The sequence below is a fragment of the Arthrobacter sp. JDC6 genome (assembly GCF_056484025.1).
The window spans coordinates 754,064-774,288 of sequence record NZ_CM151278.1 but is presented as its reverse complement, the minus strand read 5'-3'; the positions used below and the strand labels follow the sequence as shown (position 1 = coordinate 774,288).

General features: G+C 68.7%; 19 protein-coding genes. 7 read left to right on the top strand and 12 right to left on the bottom strand.

Going from position 1 to position 20,225, the window contains the following annotated elements; translation table 11 throughout:
* Positions 1-88 precede the first annotated feature (88 nt).
* Positions 89-1,756: a DUF7059 domain-containing protein gene (locus tag ACV095_RS03560; protein WP_478222920.1), complete on the bottom strand. Its 1,668-nt coding sequence runs from the start codon at positions 1,754-1,756 to the stop codon at positions 89-91.
* Positions 1,757-1,799: 43 nt separating this feature from the next.
* Here ACV095_RS03560 and ACV095_RS03555 point away from each other — a divergent pair, with 43 nt between their 5' ends.
* A complete protein-coding gene (locus tag ACV095_RS03555) occupies positions 1,800-2,276 on the top strand; it encodes a hypothetical protein (protein WP_018768950.1) in 477 nt (158 codons plus the stop codon).
* A gap of 50 nt (positions 2,277-2,326) precedes the next feature.
* Entirely contained in the window at positions 2,327-2,890 is a 564-nt protein-coding gene (locus tag ACV095_RS03550; protein ID WP_478222919.1) for a hypothetical protein, read from the top strand.
* Positions 2,891-2,956: 66 nt separating this feature from the next.
* Here ACV095_RS03550 and trhO read toward each other — a convergent pair whose 3' ends face one another.
* Complete coding sequence (gene trhO, locus ACV095_RS03545) at positions 2,957-3,853, bottom strand: oxygen-dependent tRNA uridine(34) hydroxylase TrhO (protein WP_134164140.1); 897 nt, start codon at positions 3,851-3,853, stop codon at positions 2,957-2,959.
* A 132-nt stretch (positions 3,854-3,985) separates the two neighbouring features.
* Here trhO and ACV095_RS03540 point away from each other — a divergent pair, with 132 nt between their 5' ends.
* Together ACV095_RS03540 and ACV095_RS03535 are read left to right on the top strand one after the other, a co-directional pair.
* A complete protein-coding gene (locus ACV095_RS03540) occupies positions 3,986-4,678 on the top strand; it encodes a GNAT family N-acetyltransferase (protein ID WP_018768953.1) in 693 nt (230 codons plus the stop codon).
* 86 nt (positions 4,679-4,764) lie between these two features.
* Positions 4,765-7,140 carry a DEAD/DEAH box helicase gene (locus ACV095_RS03535; RefSeq protein WP_478222918.1) on the top strand — a complete coding sequence of 792 codons (2,376 nt, stop codon included), beginning with the start codon at positions 4,765-4,767 and terminating at the stop codon, positions 7,138-7,140.
* A gap of 21 nt (positions 7,141-7,161) precedes the next feature.
* On the opposite strand, the gene ACV095_RS03530 is transcribed toward ACV095_RS03535, so the two are convergent.
* The 7 genes from ACV095_RS03530 to ssd all read right to left on the bottom strand — a co-directional run bounded on the left by ACV095_RS03530 (position 7,162) and on the right by ssd (position 12,402).
* Positions 7,162-7,584 carry an Rv3654c family TadE-like protein gene (locus ACV095_RS03530; protein WP_268001944.1) on the bottom strand — a complete coding sequence of 141 codons (423 nt, stop codon included), beginning with the start codon at positions 7,582-7,584 and terminating at the stop codon, positions 7,162-7,164.
* Positions 7,581-8,084, bottom strand: coding sequence for a TadE family type IV pilus minor pilin (locus ACV095_RS03525; RefSeq protein ID WP_268001945.1), 504 nt, complete (start codon positions 8,082-8,084; stop codon positions 7,581-7,583). The genes ACV095_RS03530 and ACV095_RS03525 overlap by 4 nt, the downstream gene beginning before the upstream one ends.
* Positions 8,081-8,461 (bottom strand): DUF4244 domain-containing protein, encoded by a 381-nt coding sequence (locus ACV095_RS03520; RefSeq protein WP_018768957.1) that lies wholly within the window; start codon positions 8,459-8,461, stop codon positions 8,081-8,083. The genes ACV095_RS03525 and ACV095_RS03520 overlap by 4 nt, the downstream gene beginning before the upstream one ends.
* Positions 8,462-8,625: 164 nt before the next feature.
* Complete coding sequence (locus tag ACV095_RS03515; protein WP_268001964.1) at positions 8,626-9,231, bottom strand: type II secretion system F family protein; 606 nt, start codon at positions 9,229-9,231, stop codon at positions 8,626-8,628.
* The gene (locus ACV095_RS03510; RefSeq protein WP_478222917.1) at positions 9,228-10,025 is read right to left on the bottom strand and encodes a type II secretion system F family protein; all 798 of its coding nucleotides are present in this window, start codon (positions 10,023-10,025) and stop codon (positions 9,228-9,230) included. Before ACV095_RS03510 ends, ACV095_RS03515 begins: the two co-directional genes overlap by 4 nt.
* Entirely contained in the window at positions 10,022-11,326 is a 1,305-nt protein-coding gene (locus ACV095_RS03505; RefSeq protein WP_478222916.1) for a TadA family conjugal transfer-associated ATPase, read from the bottom strand. Before ACV095_RS03505 ends, ACV095_RS03510 begins: the two co-directional genes overlap by 4 nt.
* Positions 11,323-12,402, bottom strand: coding sequence for a septum site-determining protein Ssd (ssd, locus tag ACV095_RS03500; protein WP_478222915.1), 1,080 nt, complete (start codon positions 12,400-12,402; stop codon positions 11,323-11,325). The genes ACV095_RS03505 and ssd overlap by 4 nt, the downstream gene beginning before the upstream one ends.
* A gap of 331 nt (positions 12,403-12,733) precedes the next feature.
* On the opposite strand from ssd, the gene ACV095_RS03495 reads away from it, so the two are divergent.
* Both ACV095_RS03495 and ACV095_RS03490 read left to right on the top strand, forming a co-directional pair.
* Entirely contained in the window at positions 12,734-14,470 is a 1,737-nt protein-coding gene (locus ACV095_RS03495) for a bifunctional 3'-5' exonuclease/DNA polymerase (RefSeq protein WP_478222914.1), read from the top strand.
* 165 nt (positions 14,471-14,635) lie between these two features.
* Entirely contained in the window at positions 14,636-14,827 is a 192-nt protein-coding gene (locus ACV095_RS03490; RefSeq protein WP_018768963.1) for a YegP family protein, read from the top strand.
* Positions 14,828-14,830: 3 nt separating this feature from the next.
* Here the strand turns inward: ACV095_RS03490 and ACV095_RS03485 are convergent, their stop codons facing one another.
* The 3 genes from ACV095_RS03485 to ACV095_RS03475 are packed head-to-tail and all read right to left on the bottom strand — an operon-like array spanning position 14,831 to position 17,779.
* A complete protein-coding gene (locus ACV095_RS03485; protein ID WP_056392582.1) occupies positions 14,831-15,508 on the bottom strand; it encodes an NUDIX hydrolase in 678 nt (225 codons plus the stop codon).
* Positions 15,505-16,299 carry an endonuclease III gene (nth, locus tag ACV095_RS03480; RefSeq protein ID WP_018768965.1) on the bottom strand — a complete coding sequence of 265 codons (795 nt, stop codon included), beginning with the start codon at positions 16,297-16,299 and terminating at the stop codon, positions 15,505-15,507. The genes ACV095_RS03485 and nth overlap by 4 nt, the downstream gene beginning before the upstream one ends.
* 43 nt (positions 16,300-16,342) lie before the next feature.
* On the bottom strand, positions 16,343-17,779 hold the full coding sequence (locus tag ACV095_RS03475) for an energy-coupling factor transporter transmembrane component T family protein (protein ID WP_478222913.1): 1,437 nt from the start codon (positions 17,777-17,779) through the stop codon (positions 16,343-16,345).
* Positions 17,780-18,188: 409 nt separating this feature from the next.
* Between ACV095_RS03475 and acs the strand changes: the two genes are divergently transcribed.
* Positions 18,189-20,210, top strand: coding sequence for an acetate--CoA ligase (acs, locus tag ACV095_RS03470; RefSeq protein ID WP_134164195.1), 2,022 nt, complete (start codon positions 18,189-18,191; stop codon positions 20,208-20,210).
* Positions 20,211-20,225: the final 15 nt, after the last annotated feature.

The following is a 20,225-nucleotide window of genomic DNA, read 5'->3' as shown; positions in this document are numbered from 1 at the left end:
TGTTCGCCTAGTTCACCATATTTTGGGGAATCGTGCGCATTCATGTGGAAAAGACGGGGTTCCGGCGAGCGTCTTAGGGGGCCTCCCGTCAGGCTGGGCTCCCTGCCGGAATGAGGAAGCCGTCGCGGACCAGGTTGGCCACGTCGGCGAGCAGCGCACCCTGGAAGGATCCGGCGTCGAACCCTTCCTCCCCGTCCCCGCCGGCGTCCAGGGCCCCACCCAGGAGGGCCTCCAGGGCACCGGCGATCTGACCGGCGGTGAGGTCGCCGTCGCACGCGGACACGAAGCCCGCCAGCTCGGTGCTCATCAGGTTGGTGCGCCGAAGCCCGGCACCCTGCCGGAGCAGGATCACGCCCGGGTGTTCGGCGCCGGGGCGCTGGTGGCGCTCCTCGGTGACGTCGTCGGCCACCAGCAGGTGCGTGCCGGCAAGATCATGCGCGGCCAGCCAGTCGCTGCGTTCGACGGCGGCACCCAGGTGGGGTCCGATGGGCTGCTCGACGGGGTAGCTGATTTCCTCGAAACGGCTGATGGCGGCCGGGCCGCCGTGGGCGGGGCGCCGCAGCCACACCATGCCGAAACCGATCCCTGCCACGTTCCGGGAGGCGAAGTCGTCAAGGTAGGCGGCGTACGCGTCCCGGTAGTGCTGCCGGTCCCGGGATTCCGAGGCGTCCTGCAGCCAGGTTTCGGCATATTGTTCCGGGCTGACCTGCTCGCGCTGGATAAACCATGCGTCAGTTCCCGCCCGCACCCACGACTTTGGCCGCTCGTCCCAGCCAGAGCCGGCCGGGACTTCCCAGTTGCCCAGCATCTGTGCCGAACCGCCGGGGGCCAGGATCCCGGGCAGGTCTGCCACCAGGGAGGCGACGATGTCATCGCCCGGGAGGCCGCCGTCGCGGTAGGTGAACTGGTCCGCGGCATCCTCGCCGGAACTGCGCGGGGTGATGACGAACGGCGGGTTGGAGACCACCAGCCCGAATTCCTCACCGGTTACGGGCTCCAGGAGGGAACCCAGGCGCAGGCTCACCCTGTCCTCGAGCCGGTCGGGATCGACGGACAGCGCCTCTGCGTTGAGCAGGATGTTGAACCGGGCGTAGGCCAGGGCTCGCTCGGAGATGTCGGTGGCGGTCACGTGCTGGCAGTGGTGGAGCAGGTGGAAGGCCTGGATGCCGCAGCCGGTTCCCAGGTCCAGGGCGCGCTCGGTGTGGCGGCGGATGGTGGTCTGCACCAGGGTGGTGGAGGCCTGCCCGATGCCCAGGACGTGGTCGTGCCGCAGCACCCCGGCCTGCTGGTGGGCGGCAAGGTCGCTGGCCACCCACAGCTCGGCGCCGCCGCTGCCGTCGTCATTCCTGTCCCATCCGTACGGCCGCAGGTCGGCCTTGGCGGTGAGCAGGCCCGAGCCGGGAACGGGCTGCACCAGCCCAAGCTCGAGGAGGCCTTCCACGCCTGTGCCCGGCAGGGCGGCGTCGAGCGTTTCCCGTTCCTGGGGCTCGGCAAGGAGCCACAGACGGACGACGGCGGCAAGCGGCGCTGCTTGGTTGTCCTGCCGCACTGCCCGCTCGGCAGCGAGCAGCGCGGGGATGATCTGGTCCCGGTTCAGTGCCGCGGAGGCGGTGGGGCCAAGCAGCCGGGCGACGCCGTCGAGCGTGTAATCGAGGCGGCGGAGGTCTGCGGCGAGCGCCGCCAGCAGGCCGGGAAGGTCGCTGCGGGGAGCGTCGGGGGTGTTGCCGGCGGTGAACTCGTGAGGGGATCTAGGCACCGCTCAAGTTTAGTCCGGCCTGCCTGCGCGGTACGGTGGAGCCATGCCTTCACGTCCTGCCCTCCTTCCGCGCGCCCGCATGGCAGCCGCTGCGGTGCGCCGGCCGCTGCCGGGGACTCTGTTTGCCGCGGTCCTCGCCCTGGCCGTTGCGGGGTGTTCGCCCGGGACCTCCGTGGAGAATGCGGATGTCCCCAAGTGGCGGGCCACGGCCCTGCCCTCTTCCTCAGCGGCCGTTGTGCTCCAGGACTCGGGCAAGATCCTTAATCGCGACCGGATCGTGCAGGCGGCCGCAAGGGTGCCTGCCGGAAGCTACACGCTGACGGCAGTCTGTGACGGGACGGGGAAGGCCTTCTTCGCGGTGACGCTGGACGGCAAGCCCGTGGCGGAAGCCGGGGCCGCCTGCAACGGCCGGCGCGAGACCACGAAAATCAGCCTGCCGGCTGCCGGACGGGTAGAAATCAGCAGCTCCAGCGTGGACGCTCCGCTGCTTTACGCCTACCAGCTGGTACCGGCCCAATAACGCCCGCTCGGGCTATGGTCCGCCGCCCGCTGCGGGCATAAAGTCTGACTATGCCCAGTGTGCGGAGAATCTCCGCGCCCCTTCCCCGAGGGAGAGCACGGGCGCCGCTGGCACCGAAGCCCGCCGCCGCCGTCGCCCTTGGGCTGGTGCTTGCGGCAGGTGCGCTGGCCGGCTGCGAATATACGTACGACGACGCCCGGACCGGCACCGTGCAGGGAACCGCCAGCGCCGCCCCGGTGCCGGCCTTCACCCGTGACCCGTTGCAGCAGGACCCGGTCAGCGAGGCGGAACTGGGCGATTGGGTGTCGCGGGCGCTCCCCGACGGCACCGGTCCGGTGGTCCAGGCCGATGCCGGACTCCTGGCCCCCGCGGAAGTGCGGACCATCTCCTCACCGGTCCTGAAGACCGGAACCTACACCCTGGCCATCGCCTGCAGGAGCCAGCGCCGGGTGACCTTCACGGTGCGCACTGAGACCCTCACACTGGTGGACCTGGGCCTGCGGTGCGGCATCAACCGCGAAAACGTCATCTACCTGTCCACGGACAGCGTCCTGACGGTCAGGGTGGAGGCCAGGACCGCGGCCAACTATGCGTTCCGCGTGTACCGGCTCTGACGGCCGGGGTTGTCCCGGCGGGGGCCTCACCCTGGCTTGGCACCTCCGTCCGGGGCGGCACCGTCCTCAGGCGGCGGTGCAGCCTTGGGGGCAGCGCAACGTCTCGGGACTGGCGGCACACTCCGTGCAGTACAGCGTCAGCGTGCGGCAGCTGGGATTGGAACAGTTCTCGAACTTGCTGGTCGGCGCGGAGCAGCGGGCGCACTGGCCAATGGTCTTGGCGTCGTCGCTGAACTCCAGGTGCATGCGCTTGTCAAAGACGTAGAGCGAGCCTTCCCACAGTCCCTGGTCCTTGAAGGCTTCGCCGTAGCGCACGATGCCCCCGTCCAGCTGGTACACCTCTTTAAAGCCGCGGTTCACCATCAGGCTGGAGAGCACCTCGCAGCGGATGCCCCCGGTGCAGTAGGTGACCACCGGCTTGTCCTTCAGGGAGTCGTACTTGCCGGAGTCCAGTTCCTTGATGAAGTCGTGGGTGGTGGCCACGTCCGGGACTACAGCGTCCTTGAACCGGCCTATCTCAGCTTCGAACGCGTTGCGGCCGTCGAAGAAGACGACGTCCTCGCCGTCCTTCTTCCTGGCATCCACCAGTTCATGGAGTTCCTCGGGTTTGAGGTGCTTTCCGCCGCCCACCACGCCGTTGGCGTCGACCTTGAGTTCTCCGGGTGCGCCGAAGGAGACGATCTCGTCCCGCACCTTGACGCTGAGCCGGGGGAAGTCCTCTGCTCCGCCGTCGGACCACTTGACGTCGATGCCGCGGAACCCGGCGTATTCGCGCGTGGTCTTGACGTACTGCTTAACGGCGCCGATTTCCCCGCCCACGGTGGCGTTGATTCCGTCCTTGGAGAGGATGATGCGGCCCGTAAGGCCCAGCTTCTCGCAGAGGGCGCGCTGCCAGAGCCGGACGGCGTCCGGATCGGTGATGGGGGTGAAGCCGTAGAAAAGCACAATTTTGTTCAAAGCCACGCATTTAAGGGTACCGGCTGCAGCGGCGCCCTGGTCCTGCTTCACAATGCCCTGAGGAGGGCCTCATTACGATTGCATAAGCGATTCCCTACCCCCTGTTGCTGGCGATCGGGCTGGAATAGTCTTCTTGCCATGAGTCCGGAAACCGCAGTTGAAGACATCACTGGCCTGCTTGAGGTGTGGGTTGCGGGCTGGGCCGGGTGTCGCGGTTACCAGACCGCCAAGGAGGGCCGCTTCCCGGCAGCACTCCGTGCTGATACCAGCGGCGAGTGGGAAGTCTTCGCCTCAGAACCTACTGATGACGAGTTCGCCACGCTGGCCGCCCGAACCGCAGAAACCCCCGCGCGGGTGCTGACCATCCTTACCAATGACCCCTCCCGCTATGCGGCAATGGCAGGCCGGCAGGGCCTGAATGTCACCTCGGATTCGCAGGCGATGATGATCGTTGACATGGAAACCCAGGACGCGGAGGACCCGTGGCTTTCCGATGACGACCTGAGACTTTCCACGTACGAAAGGGACGGCGTGTATTACGCCGAAGTCCTTTCGGGGGACGCGGTCGCGGCGGGCGGCCGGGCCTTCGTGGTGGGTGATACCGCCGTCTTTGACAAGATCATCACCCAGCCGGCATTCCAGCGCAGGGGCCTGGGGAGCCTGATCATGCGGGCGCTGGCGGCGCAGGCGTCCGGCCGCGGCATCCGGACCGGCCTCCTGCTGGCGTCCGTGGACGGGCAGAAGCTCTATTCGCACCTCGGCTGGAGCACCATTGCCCGGGTCCTGATGCTTTCGGCATCGCATGACGGATCGGATCTGTCGCTGAGCTGAGCCGGGCCGTCCGGCGGAGCCGGGCTGCGGGGTTCCCGTTGGTGACCCGTGGCCTGCCGCGGTGCATCGGATGAAAGAATGGTGGGGTGAACCCCCATGACTCCCTGATTCCTCTGCTGGGCCGCGGCCCGGACCCGGAACAGCTCCGTCATGTCCGCAGGATCCCGGCGCGGGAGGCAATCCACGCGCCGTGGCCGGCCTGGGTGCACCCGGACATTCTCGGGGCGTACGGGTCGCTTGGCATCCGCGAGCCGTACCGGCACCAGGTGGACGCGGCCAATGCAGCATATGCCGGGAAGCACGTTGTGGTGGCCACCGGAACCGCGTCCGGGAAGTCGCTGGCGTACCAGTTGCCGGCGCTGGATGCGATCCACCGTTCCGAGCTGCGCGTGCTGGCGGAGCCGGGAAAGATCCACGACGACGGTGCCGTCACCCTTTACCTTTCCCCCACCAAAGCGCTGGCGGCCGACCAGCTGAACGCCATCCGGGCCCTGAGGCTGCCCACGGTACGGGCGGAAACGTACGACGGCGACACGGATCCGGCCGCCCGGCGGTGGATCCGGGACCACGCGAATTTCATCCTGGCCAACCCGGACATGCTGCATTTCGGCATCCTTCCCAACCATGCCTGGTGGGCCGGGTTCTTCCGCCGGCTGCGCTACGTCATCGTGGACGAGGCACACAGCTACCGTGGCGTCTTCGGATCGCATGTTGCTAACCTGATGCGCCGGCTCCGCCGGATCTGCGCGTACTACGGCGCGGGCACCTCGTTCCCCGAACCGGTCTTCATCGCGGCTTCCGCCACCGCCTCCGAGCCTGATGTCTCCTTCTCACGCCTCATCGGCGCCCCCGTGAAGGCGGTCTCCGAGGACTGCTCGCCCCACGGGGCCACCACCGTGGCGCTCTGGGAACCGGCGCTGACCGAGGTCCGGGGCGAGAACGGGGCCAAGGAGCGGCGGACGGCAGTGGCCGAAACTTCTGACCTGCTCGCCAACCTGGTGTCCGCCCGGATCCGGACCATTGCCTTCATCAAATCCCGCCGCGGCGCCGAGACCATCTCCGCCATCACCAAGCGGCTCCTTGACGAGGTGGACCCCAGCCTCCCGCAGCGGGTGGCCGCCTACCGCTCCGGATACCTTCCGGAAGAGCGGCGCGCGGTGGAGAAGGCGCTGCGGTCGGGCCAGCTGCTGGGCGTTTCCAGCACGTCCGCCCTGGAGCTGGGAATCGACATTTCCGGTCTCGATGCGGTCTTGGTGGCCGGCTGGCCCGGGACGCGGGCTTCCCTGTTCCAGCAGATTGGCCGCGCCGGCAGGGCGGGCCAGGATGCCATCGCCGCATTTGTGGCCAGCGATGATCCGCTGGACACCTTCCTGGTGAACCACCCGGAGGCGATTTTCGATGTCTCGGTGGAGGCCACGGTCTTCGACCCGTCCAACCCCTATGTGCTGGGACCACACCTCTGCGCCGCGGCAGCGGAACTCCCCCTGGGACCGGCGGAGCTGGACCTTTTTGGCGGAACTGCCGAAAAGCTCCTGGACCGTCTGGTGGCGCAGGGATATTTGCGGCGGCGTCCCGCCGGCTGGTTCTGGACCCACTCGCAAAGCGCCGCGGCCATGGTCAATCTCCGGGCCGACGGCGGCGGTCCGGTCAGCATCGTTGACGCCGAGACCGGCTCGCTGCTGGGGACCATGGACTCGCCCCAGACCCATTACCAGGCCCACACGGGCGCGGTATACGTCCACCAGGGCGACACCTACGTGGTGGAGGACCTGAACGAAGACGACCACTCTGTCATGGTTCGCCGGGCAAACCCCGACTACTACACCACAGCACGGGACGTGACCCAGATCGAGGTCCTGGACACGGTGCGGACCATGCAATGGGGCGATGTAACCGTCCACTTCGGCGATGTGAAGGTCACCACGCAGGTTGTCTCGTTCCAGCGCAAGGCCTTGATTTCCAACGAAGTCCTGGGTGAGGAGCCCCTTGAGCTGGGTGCCCGGGAGCTCTTCACCAAGGCCGTATGGTTCGTGGTGGACAACCGTTCCTTGACGGGGGCCGGCCTCATCGAAGCCCAGTTCCCCGGTGCCCTCCACGCCGCCGAGCACGCCGCGATCGGGCTCCTGCCCCTCGTCGCCTCCAGCGACCGCTGGGACATCGGCGGGGTCTCCACGGCACTGCATGCGGACACCGGGGTGCCCACCATCTTCGTGTATGACGGGCACCCCGGCGGGGCGGGGTTTGCCGAACGGGGCTTCGACAAGGCCATGGTGTGGCTGGCGGCAACCCGGGACGCCATCAAGGCCTGCGAGTGCGAGTCCGGCTGCCCGTCCTGCGTGCAGTCCCCCAAGTGCGGCAACAAGAACAATCCGCTGGACAAGGCCGCCGCGGTGACCCTGCTGGATGTCCTGCTCAAGGATGCCTCCGAGACGTCCCGTGTGGATGTGGAGGCGAGGAGCTGACGCCCGAGGCCGGCGTCATCGCTATGGCGGCGGCCCTGCCCGGGCATGTCCGGTTGCGGCTCCCAGCAGCGGGCGCTCGCCGAGCCGGGTCCGCACCTCAATGGTCTGGCCCGCGCCCTCGGTACAGCTAAGGACCGTGGCGGCGTGCCGCGCGGCGACCTCGGCGGCAACACTGCAGGGCTCGCCCGTGGTGATGCCGCGGAGCGCATCCGCTGCGGCAAGGGCCGCCAGGTCCGCAGCCGCTGCCGCCCTGCTGGCCAGCACGGCGGACTGGGCCAGCAGCAGCATGACGGCCATGGCCGTCATGACCACAAGGGCCAGCCCTGCGGCCAGGACTGTGCCCGAACCGCGTTCGCGGCCGTCATGCCTTCCCGCCCCGCGCCGGCCCTTGGTGGTGTGGCGCCTGGCGGCGGCAGGGTGGGGCCGTCCGGCATCGGCCATCATTTGGCGGCCTGGCCATGCGTGGAGCCCCTGAGGGCACCGGCGCCGATGCCGGCTCCCGTCCCGGCTGTTTCGCTCCGCATTGACGCCCGCGCGGTGAGGGTCCACGGGATGGATGCTCCCAATGGCCCAGGCACGCGGTCCGTGACCGTGATGTTGAACCACTCGCCGTCTGCAGCAACTGACGCAGCCGCCGAACCGCCGGCGAGCGTCCGGACCGTCCGTTCCACTGCCGCGGTGTCATCACCCCGGGCCAGCGCCCTGGCACCGGCCCTGGCTCCCTCCTCGATGCGCAGTTGCGTCATCCCCGCGGCGGCTGCTGCAAGCAGCATGGCCAGCAATGCCAGTACGGCAGGCAGTGCCACGGCGAACTCTGCGGTAACCGCGCCGCGGGCGTTTGCACCGGCGTCCGCCGTCTTCCGGTCATCGTTGCCGCCGGCGCTGCTGCCGACGACGGCCGTGAGGGGTCCATGAATTCGCAGCCCCGCCGGCAGAGGTGTCACGGCAGCGCCAGCGCGGTGCGGATGAGGTTGAGCAGGAAACCACGTACCTCGTCGCTGCGGAGGATGAACACAAGCAGCCCGGCGAACCCGACGGCGGCCAGGGTAGCAATGGCATATTCCGCGGTGGCCATGCCGGCCTGGGAACCCAGCAGCCCCGTGGGGCGCCATGTCTTGGGCCGGAGACTTCCCGAACCAGGGTGGAGTTCGACGATCCTGCCTGCCTCCGGGAGGGAAGTCTTTGGGCCCAAGGCAGGGGCGGAAGCGGATGGGATGCTGCTGGTGCTGCGCGGGGCGCCGTCCTTTTTCGTGGGCTTCTGGCCGGACGCGGCGAACGCGGAGGTTCCTGCCGTGTAGTGACGGCGGTGGTGGATGGACATGTGGTTTTCCTTTCCATTGGTTTCCGGTGGTTTCCCGGCTGTCTTGACTCTTCCCCGCCCAACGGGAGCAGGTAAGGGAGGGGATGCGCTAAGTGGAAAAGGTGGGCCGTCCCGGTGTTGTGGAGGAAGGGATCGGCCTTCGCGGTGGCCACGGCAGCGGCAGGTTACCCGGTGGGAACCAGGGCAAGCAGCACGGGGACGACGCCAAGGCAGATAAAGGCAGGGAGTGAACACAGGCCCAGCGGAACCACCAGCTTCACGCCAAGCGAAGCGGCCCGCTTTTCCGCGGCCCGGAACCGTTCCCGGCGAAGCCTTGCTGCCTGGGCGTAGAGGATTGCAGACGATGGCGCCCCCGTGAGCGCGGCGAAGCCCAGCGCATCCCGGAGCTCCAGGATTTCGGGGAGCCGGACGGCGGAGCTGCGCCACGCTGTTTCCCAGTCGGCCCCGATGGCCAGCGCCGAGACCACCGGCCGCAGTGAGTCCCTGTACTGCGGCGCGGCCGAGGCAGCCACCAGTTCGAGCGATCGCCCGATGCCGGCTCCGGCATCCAGCATCGCCGCCACGAGTTCGAGCATCATGGCAGTGTCCTTCAGGCCTTCGCCGCGGCTCCCTGCGGGCCACTCGGCTTCGGCCACCTGCTGCGCCCCCGGGCCGGCATGAAACAGATGGCGGAGCCGGTGATGCGACCGGTTAGAGCCGGAGCAGGCAAGCCAGGCACTTGCGGCGAGCAGCAGGAACAGTGCAAAGCCTGCAGCCAAACCCGGTGTCATGGCACTCCTGTCCCTGCGGCCGCCGCAACAAGCCTGGCGGACCACGCCCTTCCTGCTGCCGTGAGCACCGCGCCACTGAACAATGCGGCCAGTCCCAGGGGTGTTCCCAGCAGGGTGGCCAATGGATCCACGCCCAGGGCAGCACCCAGTCCAAGACCCATCAATGGAAGCCAGGTCAAAAGACGGACCGTGGCTTTGGGGCCGGCGAGGGCGGTCTGCCTGGCTGCATCCGCATCATCCTCCGCTTCCAGCTGGGCCACGAACCGGGTCAGCACGTCGGCGAGCGGACATCCACTGGCTTCGGCGATGTCAAAGCAGGCAGCAAGCTCAGACCAGGTCCTGGCCTCCCGGTCCCTGTGAGGCAACGCCGTGGAAACCGCACGCCGGATGGCCTCCGAGACAGGGGCTCCGGTTGCCGCGGCCGCTCGTGCGGAAGCCAGGACGGCAGTTGAACCCTCTGACAGCGCTGGGGATGGGAGCGCGGCGTGGTCATGCCGTTGCCCGTCCTGCGGCGTGCCGTACATGGTCCACAGCTCGTCCCACAGCCGCCCGGGTGTCCGGCCGCCCCTGAGCAGCGCCGCCAGCTGCTGCACCACCAGGGTCAGTCCAGGGCCCCGCACTTTCGCCGGGTCCCGTCCGCCTGCGCTGCCCCAGCGCAGTATCCGGCCCTGCCGGGATCCCGGTGCCTTCTGGCTGCTGCCGCCTGCTGCACGCAACCTGGACGCAGCATCCAGGGGCGGCTTGAGGAGCAGCACCACAGCGGCGCCCAGGACTCCGATGAGGAGGATCGTCACAGGGTGACCCCGGAGTCCATTCCCAAACGGGCAGCCAGCGCCGGCCATGCGGGACCTGCCACCCCCGATTCTTCAACCGCCGGCTCCACCGTCAGCCCCTCCGGGCCGTCGCCGATCAGTCCGATGCAAAGGACTTCCCTCCCCCGGGACGTCCTGCCCACGTGGATCACAGCGTCAAGGGCGCTGGCAGCCTGGAGCCGAACAGCCTCGGGTCCCAGCCCGGCGAGCGCGCCCAGGGCGTTGAGCCTTGCGGGGACTGCTGCTGCCGTGTTGGCGTGGATGGTTCCTCCACCGCCGCTGTGCCCGGTGTTCATCGCGGTAAGGAGCTCGCGGACTTCCGCGCCCCGGCACTCGCCCACCACCAACCTGTCCGGACGCATGCGCAGTGCCTGCCTGACGAGTTCCCCCAGGTCCACTGTCCCGCCGCCTTCGAGGTTTCCGTGCCGTGATTCCAACGCGACCACGTGCGGGTGGACAGGATTCAGTTCGGACGCATCCTCGATCAGGACCAGCCGCTCCTCCGCCGCACACAATCCCAGGAGCGTAGACAGCAGCGTGGTCTTCCCGGAACCCGTGGCACCGCTGATCAGGAAGCTCAGCCTCCTGTCCACGACCTTCTCAAGCACCGCCTGCACTCCCGGGCCGAACATGCCCCCGGCGCGCAGCTCCTCCATGCTGAAGACCTTCTCCCTGCGGATCCGGACGCTCAGCAGCGTCCCGGACGTGGAAACCGGCGGCAACACGGCATGGACACGGTAGCCGCCGGCGAGCCTGACATCGACACAGGGCGAGCCGTCATCGAGGCGGCGCCCGCCTGCAGCGACGAGCCTGCAGGCCAGCGCCCGCAGCTGTGCCTCGCCGTCGAACAGGACGGGGACCCGCTCGATGCCGCGGCCCCGGTCCACCCAGACGGAGTGGGGAGCGTTGACGAAGATGTCGGTGACGGCGGGATCCCGGGTGAGCTCCTGCAGCGGCCCCAGCCCGTTGAGTTCGGCACTGATCCGCTCTACGGCGGCAAGGGATCCTGCGGTGCCCAACAGCTTGCCGGTGGCCTGGACTGCCGCGGCAACCCGAGACGGCGTCACGGCACCGGCCTCTGCCATCATCGATTCGCGGACGGATTCCAGCAGCCCTGAATCGATGGTCCTGCCGCTGCCGGCGCTTCCCCTGCTGCGCCTCAGGCGGCCTGCCTGGTTTGCTTCCAGGATGCGGACGCTGCGCCGTGAGCCCAGGCCTCCCGCCCCCGCTGCGCTGCCCGCTTTCCCGGCCGGAGCCGACGGATTACCCGGCGCCGGGCTCATGCCAACTCTCCAGCCGGCAGGTCATCGCCAAGCCAATCGAGCACAGATGCAGCGAAGCGCCGGATGTTCCGGCGCTTCCCCAGGTCCAGCAGCCGGCCGGATTCCATGGCTCCGCCGACGCCGCGGAGTTCTGGTATCCGGCCCTGGACCGGCAGTCCCACGGCGTCAGCGATCAGCGAACTGTCCAGCGCGGAGCCCGGCCGGCCCCGCACCAGCAGGGCCGCCTCCACCGGCGGAAGCTCCTGCATCAGGCGTACGGCCGCCACTGCTGCCTTCAGTTGTGCGGGTACCACCATCATGATCCGGTCGCAGTCCCAGGCCACCGTATGGAGCGGCTCTGCCCCCCTTCCCACATCGAGCAGGACCAGTTCATAGCCACGGCGCGCAGCATCAAGCACACCTGCTGCGGCTGCGGCGGCAACGGGAAGGGTCTGCTCCCGTGTGGCAGGCCAGGACAGGAAGGAAAAGCCTCCCGCAACGGGTAGGGAATCCGAGAGCTGCAGGGGGTCGATGCTTCCCCTGGCCTCGGCGAGGTCCGGCCATCGGAGCCCGGGGGCTTCCTCTGCTGCGAGCGCCAGCTCCAGGCCGCCACCCCATGGGTCGCCGTCAACCAGCAGGACCCGTACCCCCAGCCCTGCTGCCGCCTGCGCTATCCAGATGGCGGCAGTGGTGGCTCCTGCACCGCCGCAACCGCCCGTGATGCCAAGGACCATTCCGCCCGGGCCCGGCGACCGCGACCGGCTCAGATGGTCAGCCAGCCAGGCGGCGGCATCCGGCAGTACAGCAACACGCTCTGCCCCGAGGGCCGCCGCCAGGTGCCAGAGGCTGTCGCCCTCGCCGTCGAGGCCCACCATGACCGCAGGCGTGCTGCGCCGGGGCGGCAGTTCACGCACGTCACTGCCCACCAGGACGGCAGCTGCCGCCTCCCAGTAGCGGCCTGCCTCCACTGCGTCCGGGACAACGTGCAGGTGCGCGCCGGCGGCTGCCACAATACGCTCCACTTCGGCACGGAGGACGCCGGAGGAGGTCACCAGCAGAACCTCTCCTGCACCATCCGGCCGAATCCCGGCGGGCATTGAACCCCCAGGCATTGAACCCCTTAGCCCTGAACCGACAGGCCTTGAATGCTCCGGCAGCCAGGCGGCTTCGGACGCTTCCCCGCTGTCCGCAACAGGACCCCCGCGGGATGGTGGCGCCGTGTTCGTTGGCCGCCACGAGGAGCCGGAGGCCGGTCCCGGACCGGATGTGGATGCGTTCAGCTGGTGCCTGCTCATGGAGCCACTCTGCCGCGGCGGTGCGGCCTGGTTAAGGGAGCAAGTCCCGTATGTGGACAACCTGCAGCGCGGACACCTCAACAAGGCCCAACCCTCCAACGAGGCACAGCCTCCAACAAGGCACAATGGGAACATGTACCTGCTGCTCGCCGCCCACCCCCGCGGCGCGGCGCTCCAGGAACTGACGCTGGCGGGCCTCGCCCAGCCGGCCAATCCCGAACCCCGCGTTGTGGCACTCACCGACCTTGCCGCCGTCGTCCGCGAACTGGAGGCACGGCGCCCCGGTGGCCAACCGCCCCGCTGGATATGGCACCGGACCCAGGACTGGTACCCGGCGCTGCTCGCATCCGGGGTGGAGGTGGAGCGCTGCTACGACCTCACCCTGTGCGGCAACATCCTGGCCTTCTCGCAGTTCAGCGCGCACACCGACTACGCCCGGAACACGGACAGGGTACCGGTGGAGGATCCCGCTCTTCCGCCTAAGTCGCTGCAGCCGCCGCGTCCCCCTGCAGACCAGGGCGCGCTGTTCGATGATCCCGCAACCGGGCCGCCGCCGGGGGCGCCGCTCGAGGAACTCCGTTCCGAATACGCAGCCCAACAGAGTGCGCTGGCAGGCGTGGGCACGGAGGAAAACCGCCGGAACCGCCTCCAGCTGCTGCTCGCGGCGGAGTCGGCGGCAGCTATTGTGGCCGCCGAGATGCAGCACGCCGGGGTCCCCTGGCGGGAAGACCTGCACGAACAGATCCTGGCCGGCCATCTGGGACCCCGCCCGCCCGCCGGGCAGCGTCCCGTGAAACTGGAGGCGCTGGCGGCGGAGCTGCGCGTCATGCTCAACTCACCCGGGCTCAACCCGGACTCCCCGCAGGACCTGATGCGCGCCCTGCACCGCAACGGGATCGAGGTCAAAAGCACCCGCAAGTGGGAGCTGAGGGAGTCCAGCCACCCCGCCATCGAGCCGTTGCTGGAGTACAAGAGGCTTTCCCGCCTTCACACCGCCAACGGCTGGTCCTGGCTGGACGCGTGGGTGGACGGCGGCCGGTTCCGCCCGGAATACGTGGTGGGAGGCGTGGTGTCGGGCCGCTGGGCATCCCGCGGCGGCGGGGCGCTGCAGATTCCGCGCCAGGTCCGCGGCGCGGTGCACGCCGACCCTGGCCACAAGCTCATCGTTGCGGACGCCTCGCAGCTGGAGCCGCGCGTCCTGGCGGCCCTGGCGCAGGACTCGGCCATGGCTGAGGCGGCGCGGGACCAGGACCTGTACGCCGGGATCGCCGCCAAGGGATTTGGCGGCGACCGGGCCAAGGCGAAGATGGCCCTGCTGGGCGCCATGTACGGCGCCACCTCCGGCGAGGCCGGCCGCCTCATGCCGCAATTGGCCCGCATCTACCCGCGTGCCGTGGACTTTGTGGAGCGGGCGGCACGGGCGGGCGAAGCGGGCGGGACGGTCACCACCAGGCTGGGCCGCAGCAGCCCTCCGCCGTCCGGGCAGTGGTTCCTCAGCCAGCGCTCGGCCACGGCGGAGGAGCAGCGGAGGGCAGAGTCGATCGCGCGGTCCCGCGGGCGGTTTACCCGGAACTTCGTGGTCCAGGGCTCGGCAGCGGACTGGGCGGCCTGCTGGCTGGCAGAATTGCGACGGCGGCTGCGCGCCTTGCGGCCGGCAGGAACCGGCGGCAGCGGCGGACCTGTGGGGGCCCAACTCGCCTTCTTCCTGCATGACGAAGTCATGGTGCACGCGCCCTCGGACCGCGTCGAAGCCTGCATCGCGGCAATCGAGGAATCGGCCAAGGCCGCCAAGGAATTGCTGTTCGGTCCCATCCCCGTGGAGTTCCCCGTCAGCATGGCCGTGGTGGACTCCTACGACCTCGCCAAATAGGGCGGAGGGCATCCCGTGCTGCCTCTTTTACTGTCGTCGAGACGATAAGTAATCTACCCGGCGGTAGCTATGCGCGCCCGGTGACGGACGTTACAGTCGAAGCGGGGCTGATGCAGACCGGTCCACACGCTGATGCAACGACGCATACCAGGGAGGTCCCCGTCCATGGCGGGAAGATTTGAAATTCACCGTGCAGGCGATGAGTCGTACCGGCTGCGGCTGACCGACGCCGAAGGCAATATCGTTGCGGTGTCACCAACCTTCAGGTCCCTCAGCCTGCTCCGCGACGGGATCAACGCCATGCGCGAGAATGCCGCCACCGGAATCGTGGTGGATTTGCGCCACCAGCAGGCCTGAAAACTAGACCCCGATCGGGTGCAGTCTGGTACGGTCCCATGGAACGGACCAGCCGAGCTGGTCGAAGAGGCCGCTCAGCACAATGCCGGTGAAGCCCCACACCACCACGCCGTTGACAGTGAAGGCAGGGCTGTCAAACGTGCGGCCTGCGCGGTGCACCGTGGCCATCACCCTGTTGTCCGGGTCCAGGAGGTCCCTGACCGGGACGCGGAATACCTGGGCGGATTCGGCGTAGTCCACCACCCGTACCGGCGACGGCGAGTGCCACCATCCGAGCACCGGCGTCACCAGGAAGTTGCTGTGCGCCAGGCCCAGTTCCTGGAGCGTGCCGAGGACTTCCACCCCGCCGGTGTCCAGTCCGGTTTCCTCCTCGGCTTCCCTAAGCGCAGCCGCCACCGGCGTTTCGCCCCGGTCGATGCTGCCGCCGGGAAACGCCACCTGCCCTGGATGCGAACCCAGGGTGTGGGCGCGCTCCAGGAGCAGGACGTCCAGATCCGCCGGCGCCAGTGGCTTGCCGGACGCGGCCGGGACGTCGTCGAGCACCCCGAAAAGCATCAGGACCGCGGCCCTGCGGGCGCGGGAGGCATCTACTGTCAGTGCAGCCCAGCGTGGATCAGGGGGCCCGGCCGTCCCGGCTTCCGCCCGCTGGACCAGCGCGGCCAGGTCTTCCCTTGCGCTCACGTGGCCCTCGCCTGGGAGGCCATCCGGATCTCCGCAGCCCGCTGCTGTTCAGACAGGTACTGCTCCAGCAACGCCTCGCTGCCGGGCGCAAGTTCATACTTGAGGAGCTTGGCTGCTTTGACGGGGTCGGTCTCCCCCAGGCCATAGCTCGGGCACCAATTAGCCACGGGACAGGCACCACAGGCGGGCTTCCGGGCGTGGCAGACGCGGCGGCCGTGGAAGATCACACGGTGGGACAGCATGGTCCAGTCCCTGCGGTCAAACAACTCCGCCACGTCCTGTTCGATCTGCACAGGGTCCTCGGACTGGGTCCACCCAAACCGCTTGGCCAGCCGGGCGAAATGGGTATCGACGGAGATGCCCGGGATGCCGAAGGCGTTGGCCAGCACCACGTTGGCGGTTTTGCGGCCCACCCCGGGCAAGGTGACCAGGTCTTCCATCCGCCCCGGGACCTCGCCGTCAAAGTCATCCACCAGGCGGGTGCACAGCGCCAGGACGTTCCTCGCTTTGGCGCGGAAGAACCCCGTGGGCTTGAGGATGGTTTCAAGCTCCGTGGGGTCCGCCTCGGCCAGGGACCGGGCATTGGGCCAGCGTGCGAACAGCACTTTGGTGACCTGGTTGACCGTGACGTCGGTGGTCTGGGCGGACAGCACGGTGGCCACCAGCAGTTCGAAGGGGTTGCGGAAGTCCAGTTCCGCGTGGGCGTAGGGATATTTTTCGGCCAGGGCCCGGTGGATGCGCCGTGCCCGCCGTTTCAGCGCCAGGACGGATTCGGACGAGACCACGGGCATCCCCGCGGCCTGCCCGTTCTTGCTGCGTGGCCCGGCCACGGCGTCAGCCGCGCTCGATGTTGCTGAGGTCGCGCAGGACGCCCAGCCGTCCGTCCGTGTGCTGGACCAGGAATTCGTGGCCCCGGTCCTCAAGCGCCAGTACCCAGCCGCCGGGCTCGATCACGAAGGCAGGCGCACCGGTGCGGGGGTCGTAGGCGGTGCGGTGCTGGGCGACGGCGAACCAGAATGCCTCATGGATGGGCTGCCCGTCGGTCTCGTCATGGCGGGTGGACGGGTCCACCGTCGCGCCGATGGGCTGCTCGGAACGGACCTGCTGGTGGACAGCGGTGGCGGCCGGCGGCTCCCACGCTGCCTGCGGAGCGCCCGCGGCGGGGACGGCACCGTGCTGGGTCTCCTCGGCTGCCGGGGCCGGGGTTGAGCCAGGACGGACGACGTCGGCCGCCTGGGTGGGCGGCCCGGCGTCCACATGCGGTGTGCCGGCATCCCGGTCAGCGGCTTCGGGGGCGGTTGATACAGGGGTGGATGATACAGGGCTGGTTGATACAGGGCTGGTTGATACAGGGGCGGTTGGCGCCGCGGGGGTCGAGGCAGCCGGACCCGCGACGGTGCCCGCAGCTGGAGCGCCGGCAGCTGCAGCGCCGGTCCCTGCAACGGCAGCCCCGGCATTGGCCACGGGGACGGCGGCAGTGGCGGGCGTGTGGGTGGAACGCGCCGGCGCAGGGTTGGGGCTGGAAGATCCCGGCTCGACGGCGGAGGAACCTGCACCGGCCCCACCGAACAGGGTGGCACCTTTGAAGCCGCCCTTTGACTGGTTGGAGCCGGACTCCGGCTTGGGGGCTTTGGGGGTGCGCGGCTTCCGCAGCGGGACCGCGGCCTCGCGGGCCACAATGTGCGCCGGCGTCTCTGGCCGGTCCTTGAAGTCACCGGAAAGGTACGGCAGGAACCGGCCCAGCACGGTGGCGGCGAAGAGGACGAGCGAGCCGATCAGGCCCACCAGCAGGCTGGTGACGTAGCCGCCTGCAACGGACAGGAAGAAGAAGGCCAGGGCGAAGGAGGCCACAACGGAGGCGAACTGGTCGATCGAGAGCGACCCCACGCGGATCCTTGTGGCGGGTGCCAGGCGGCGCGCCGCGAACAATGCGCTGGCGATCAGCGGCAGGACGATGCCCAGTCCCAGGAAGAACAGGTTGTTGAGGTTCCACAGGTTGTACCGGGCGCCGAAGAGGGGAAGCAGGGACGCGACAAAGAGGATCAGGGTGCCTGCGAAGACGGCCAGGTCGCGCACGGTGAACGGACCGAGGACCGCCTGGTTGGCGTTCGGGTCGATCTTCCCGGAGCCGGCCTTCTGCCCTGCAGCCTGCCCCTTGGCGGCGTTGCCGGCCGGTGTCGCGTGCGCGGATCCTCCCACGGCAGGCCCGGAGGCTCCTGGCCCTGCCTTGGTGTCCGGACCCGTTCGCTGGCCGTAACTCTGCTGGTTCATTCTGCTCTCCTTAGCGTGGCGGCACCGGGCCCGGTCCGGACCCGAAAACTGTGCCGTCTTGACATGCGGTCCGGGCCCGGCAAGGCGCTGTTTGCGCCCGGCCGGAGAGGTCCGAAGTGAAGTCACAATTCCATCTCAGCCTAGTCAACGGCCCGGCCGATCACTAGCTGGGGCAGGCCTCCGGCGGTGCCTGGCGAGTCATGAAGAGACCATTCACCGCATAAAAAATGCCGCTCATGGCCGCGTATGTGACGGGGCACACAGCGGATGCACCGTAAGCATTAGGCTTGGTTGCGGAACAGCTCTTTGCGGTATGCCCGCCCCCGGCTGGAGCCCAATGCCGTGCGATCGGCGGGCCATGCGGTGGCGGCGTCCCGCGCGGCAAAGATCGATGAATGATGAGGTTCACATGTCCCAGGACACTCCCAGCTCCACGGCTACCGTTCCGTCCGCTTCCGCCCAGCCGGCAGGACAGCAAGGCCACCAGGGCGACGCCTTCGCGAACCTGCTGCATGAGACGCGGGCCTTTCCACCCTCCCCGGAATTCGCGGCCGACGCCGTTGTCACCGCCGCCGAGTACGGGGAGGCGAACGCCGACCGGCCCGCGTTTTGGGCGAAGAAGGCCCGGGAGCTGCTGACGTGGTCCAAGGACTTCACACAGGCGCTGGACTGGTCTGATCCGCCGTTCGCCAAGTGGTTCGTTGGCGGCGAAATCAACGCGGCGTACAACGCGCTGGACCGGCATGTGGAGGCCGGCAACGGCGACCGCGTGGCCATCTACTTCGAGGGCGAGCCCGGCGACACCCGCACCTATACCTACGCCCAGCTGACCGAGGAAGTGAAGAAGGCGGCCAACGCTTTCGAGTCCCTGGGCGTTGCCAAGGGTGACCGGGTTGCGGTGTACCTGCCCATGATCCCGGAGGCCGTGATCACGCTGCTGGCATGCGCACGCATCGGCGCGGTCCACTCGGTGGTGTTCGGTGGATTCTCGGCGGAGGCCCTCCGGTCCCGGATCGACGACGCCGAAGCCAAGCTGGTGGTGACCGCCGACGGCACCTACCGCCGAGGCAAGCCGAGCCCCCTGAAGCCGGCCGTCGATGATGCCCTGGCCCACGATGGCCACACGGTCCAGAACGTGGTGGTGGTCAAGCGCAACGGCCAGGACGTGGACTGGCACGAGGGCCGGGACCACTGGTGGGCGGACACGGTGGGGACGGCCAGCGCAGAGCACACCGCAGTGGGCCACGATTCGGAGCACCCGCTCTACATCCTCTACACGTCCGGTACCACCGGGAAGCCCAAGGGCATCCTGCACACCACCGGCGGCTACCTCACCCAGACCGCCTACACCCACAGGGCGGTCTTTGACCTGCATCCGGAAACGGACGTGTACTGGTGCACGGCCGACGTCGGCTGGGTCACCGGCCACTCCTACGTCGCCTACGCCCCGCTCATCAACGGCGCCACGCAGGTCATGTACGAGGGCACGCCGGACTCCCCGCACCAGGGCCGCTGGTGGGAGATCGTGGAAAAGTACAAGGTCTCCATCCTGTACACCGCTCCCACCGCCATCCGCACCTTCATGAAGTGGGGCGCGGAGATCCCGGCGAAGTACGATCTTTCCTCCCTGCGGGTGCTGGGTTCGGTGGGCGAGCCCATCAACCCCGAGGCCTGGATGTGGTACCGCAAGGTAATCGGCGGCGACAAGGCGCCCATCGTGGACACCTGGTGGCAGACCGAAACCGGCGCACAGATGATCGCCCCGCTTCCCGGGGTCACCGCCACCAAGCCCGGCTCCGCCCAGGTGCCGCTGCCCGGTATCGCCGTGGATGTGGTGGATGAAATGGGCGAGTCCGTCCCCAACGGCCACGGCGGTTTCCTGGTGATCCGCGAACCCTGGCCGGCCATGCTGCGCGGCATCTGGGGCGACCCGCAGCGGTTCAAGGACACCTACTGGTCCCGCTTCGAAAACATGTACTTCGCCGGGGACGGCGCCAAGAAGGACGAAGACGGGGACATCTGGCTGCTGGGCCGCGTGGACGACGTCATGAACGTCTCCGGGCACCGGCTCTCCACCACAGAAATCGAATCCGCCCTGGTGAGCCACCCCGCCGTGGCGGAGGCCGCCGTCGTGGGCGCCACGGACGAAACCACCGGCCAGGCCGTGGTTGCGTTCGTGATCCTCCGCGGCGATGCCGTGAACAACGGCGACGCCACCGTACAGGAGCTGCGCAACCACGTGGGCAAGGAAATCGGGCCCATTGCCAAGCCCAAGAACATCCTGGTGGTGCCCGAACTGCCCAAGACCCGGTCCGGCAAGATCATGCGCCGGCTCCTCAAGGATGTGGCGGAAGGCCGCGACCCGGGCGACGCCACCACGCTGTCCGACCCCACGATCATGCAGCAGATCGCGGCCAGCCTCCGGAAGTAGCAATACGGCGACGGC

What these genes read in the sequence shown, in the direction of transcription:
- acs (WP_134164195.1), top strand. Translation starts at nt 18,189, where the DNA reads ATGTCCCAGGACACTCCCAGCTCCACGGCTACCGTTCCGTCCGCTTCC.
- nth (WP_018768965.1), bottom strand. Translation starts at nt 16,299, where the DNA reads ATGCCCGTGGTCTCGTCCGAATCCGTCCTGGCGCTGAAACGGCGGGCA.
- ACV095_RS03520 (WP_018768957.1), bottom strand. Translation starts at nt 8,461, where the DNA reads ATGTCCATCCACCACCGCCGTCACTACACGGCAGGAACCTCCGCGTTC.
- ssd (WP_478222915.1), bottom strand. Translation starts at nt 12,402, where the DNA reads ATGCCCGCCGGGATTCGGCCGGATGGTGCAGGAGAGGTTCTGCTGGTG.
- ACV095_RS03530 (WP_268001944.1), bottom strand. Translation starts at nt 7,584, where the DNA reads ATGATGGCCGATGCCGGACGGCCCCACCCTGCCGCCGCCAGGCGCCAC.
- ACV095_RS03515 (WP_268001964.1), bottom strand. Translation starts at nt 9,231, where the DNA reads ATGACACCGGGTTTGGCTGCAGGCTTTGCACTGTTCCTGCTGCTCGCC.
- ACV095_RS03550 (WP_478222919.1), top strand. Translation starts at nt 2,327, where the DNA reads ATGCCCAGTGTGCGGAGAATCTCCGCGCCCCTTCCCCGAGGGAGAGCA.
- ACV095_RS03475 (WP_478222913.1), bottom strand. Translation starts at nt 17,779, where the DNA reads ATGAACCAGCAGAGTTACGGCCAGCGAACGGGTCCGGACACCAAGGCA.
- ACV095_RS03540 (WP_018768953.1), top strand. Translation starts at nt 3,986, where the DNA reads ATGAGTCCGGAAACCGCAGTTGAAGACATCACTGGCCTGCTTGAGGTG.
- ACV095_RS03490 (WP_018768963.1), top strand. Translation starts at nt 14,636, where the DNA reads ATGGCGGGAAGATTTGAAATTCACCGTGCAGGCGATGAGTCGTACCGG.
- ACV095_RS03495 (WP_478222914.1), top strand. Translation starts at nt 12,734, where the DNA reads ATGTACCTGCTGCTCGCCGCCCACCCCCGCGGCGCGGCGCTCCAGGAA.
- ACV095_RS03555 (WP_018768950.1), top strand. Translation starts at nt 1,800, where the DNA reads ATGCCTTCACGTCCTGCCCTCCTTCCGCGCGCCCGCATGGCAGCCGCT.
- ACV095_RS03505 (WP_478222916.1), bottom strand. Translation starts at nt 11,326, where the DNA reads ATGAGCCCGGCGCCGGGTAATCCGTCGGCTCCGGCCGGGAAAGCGGGC.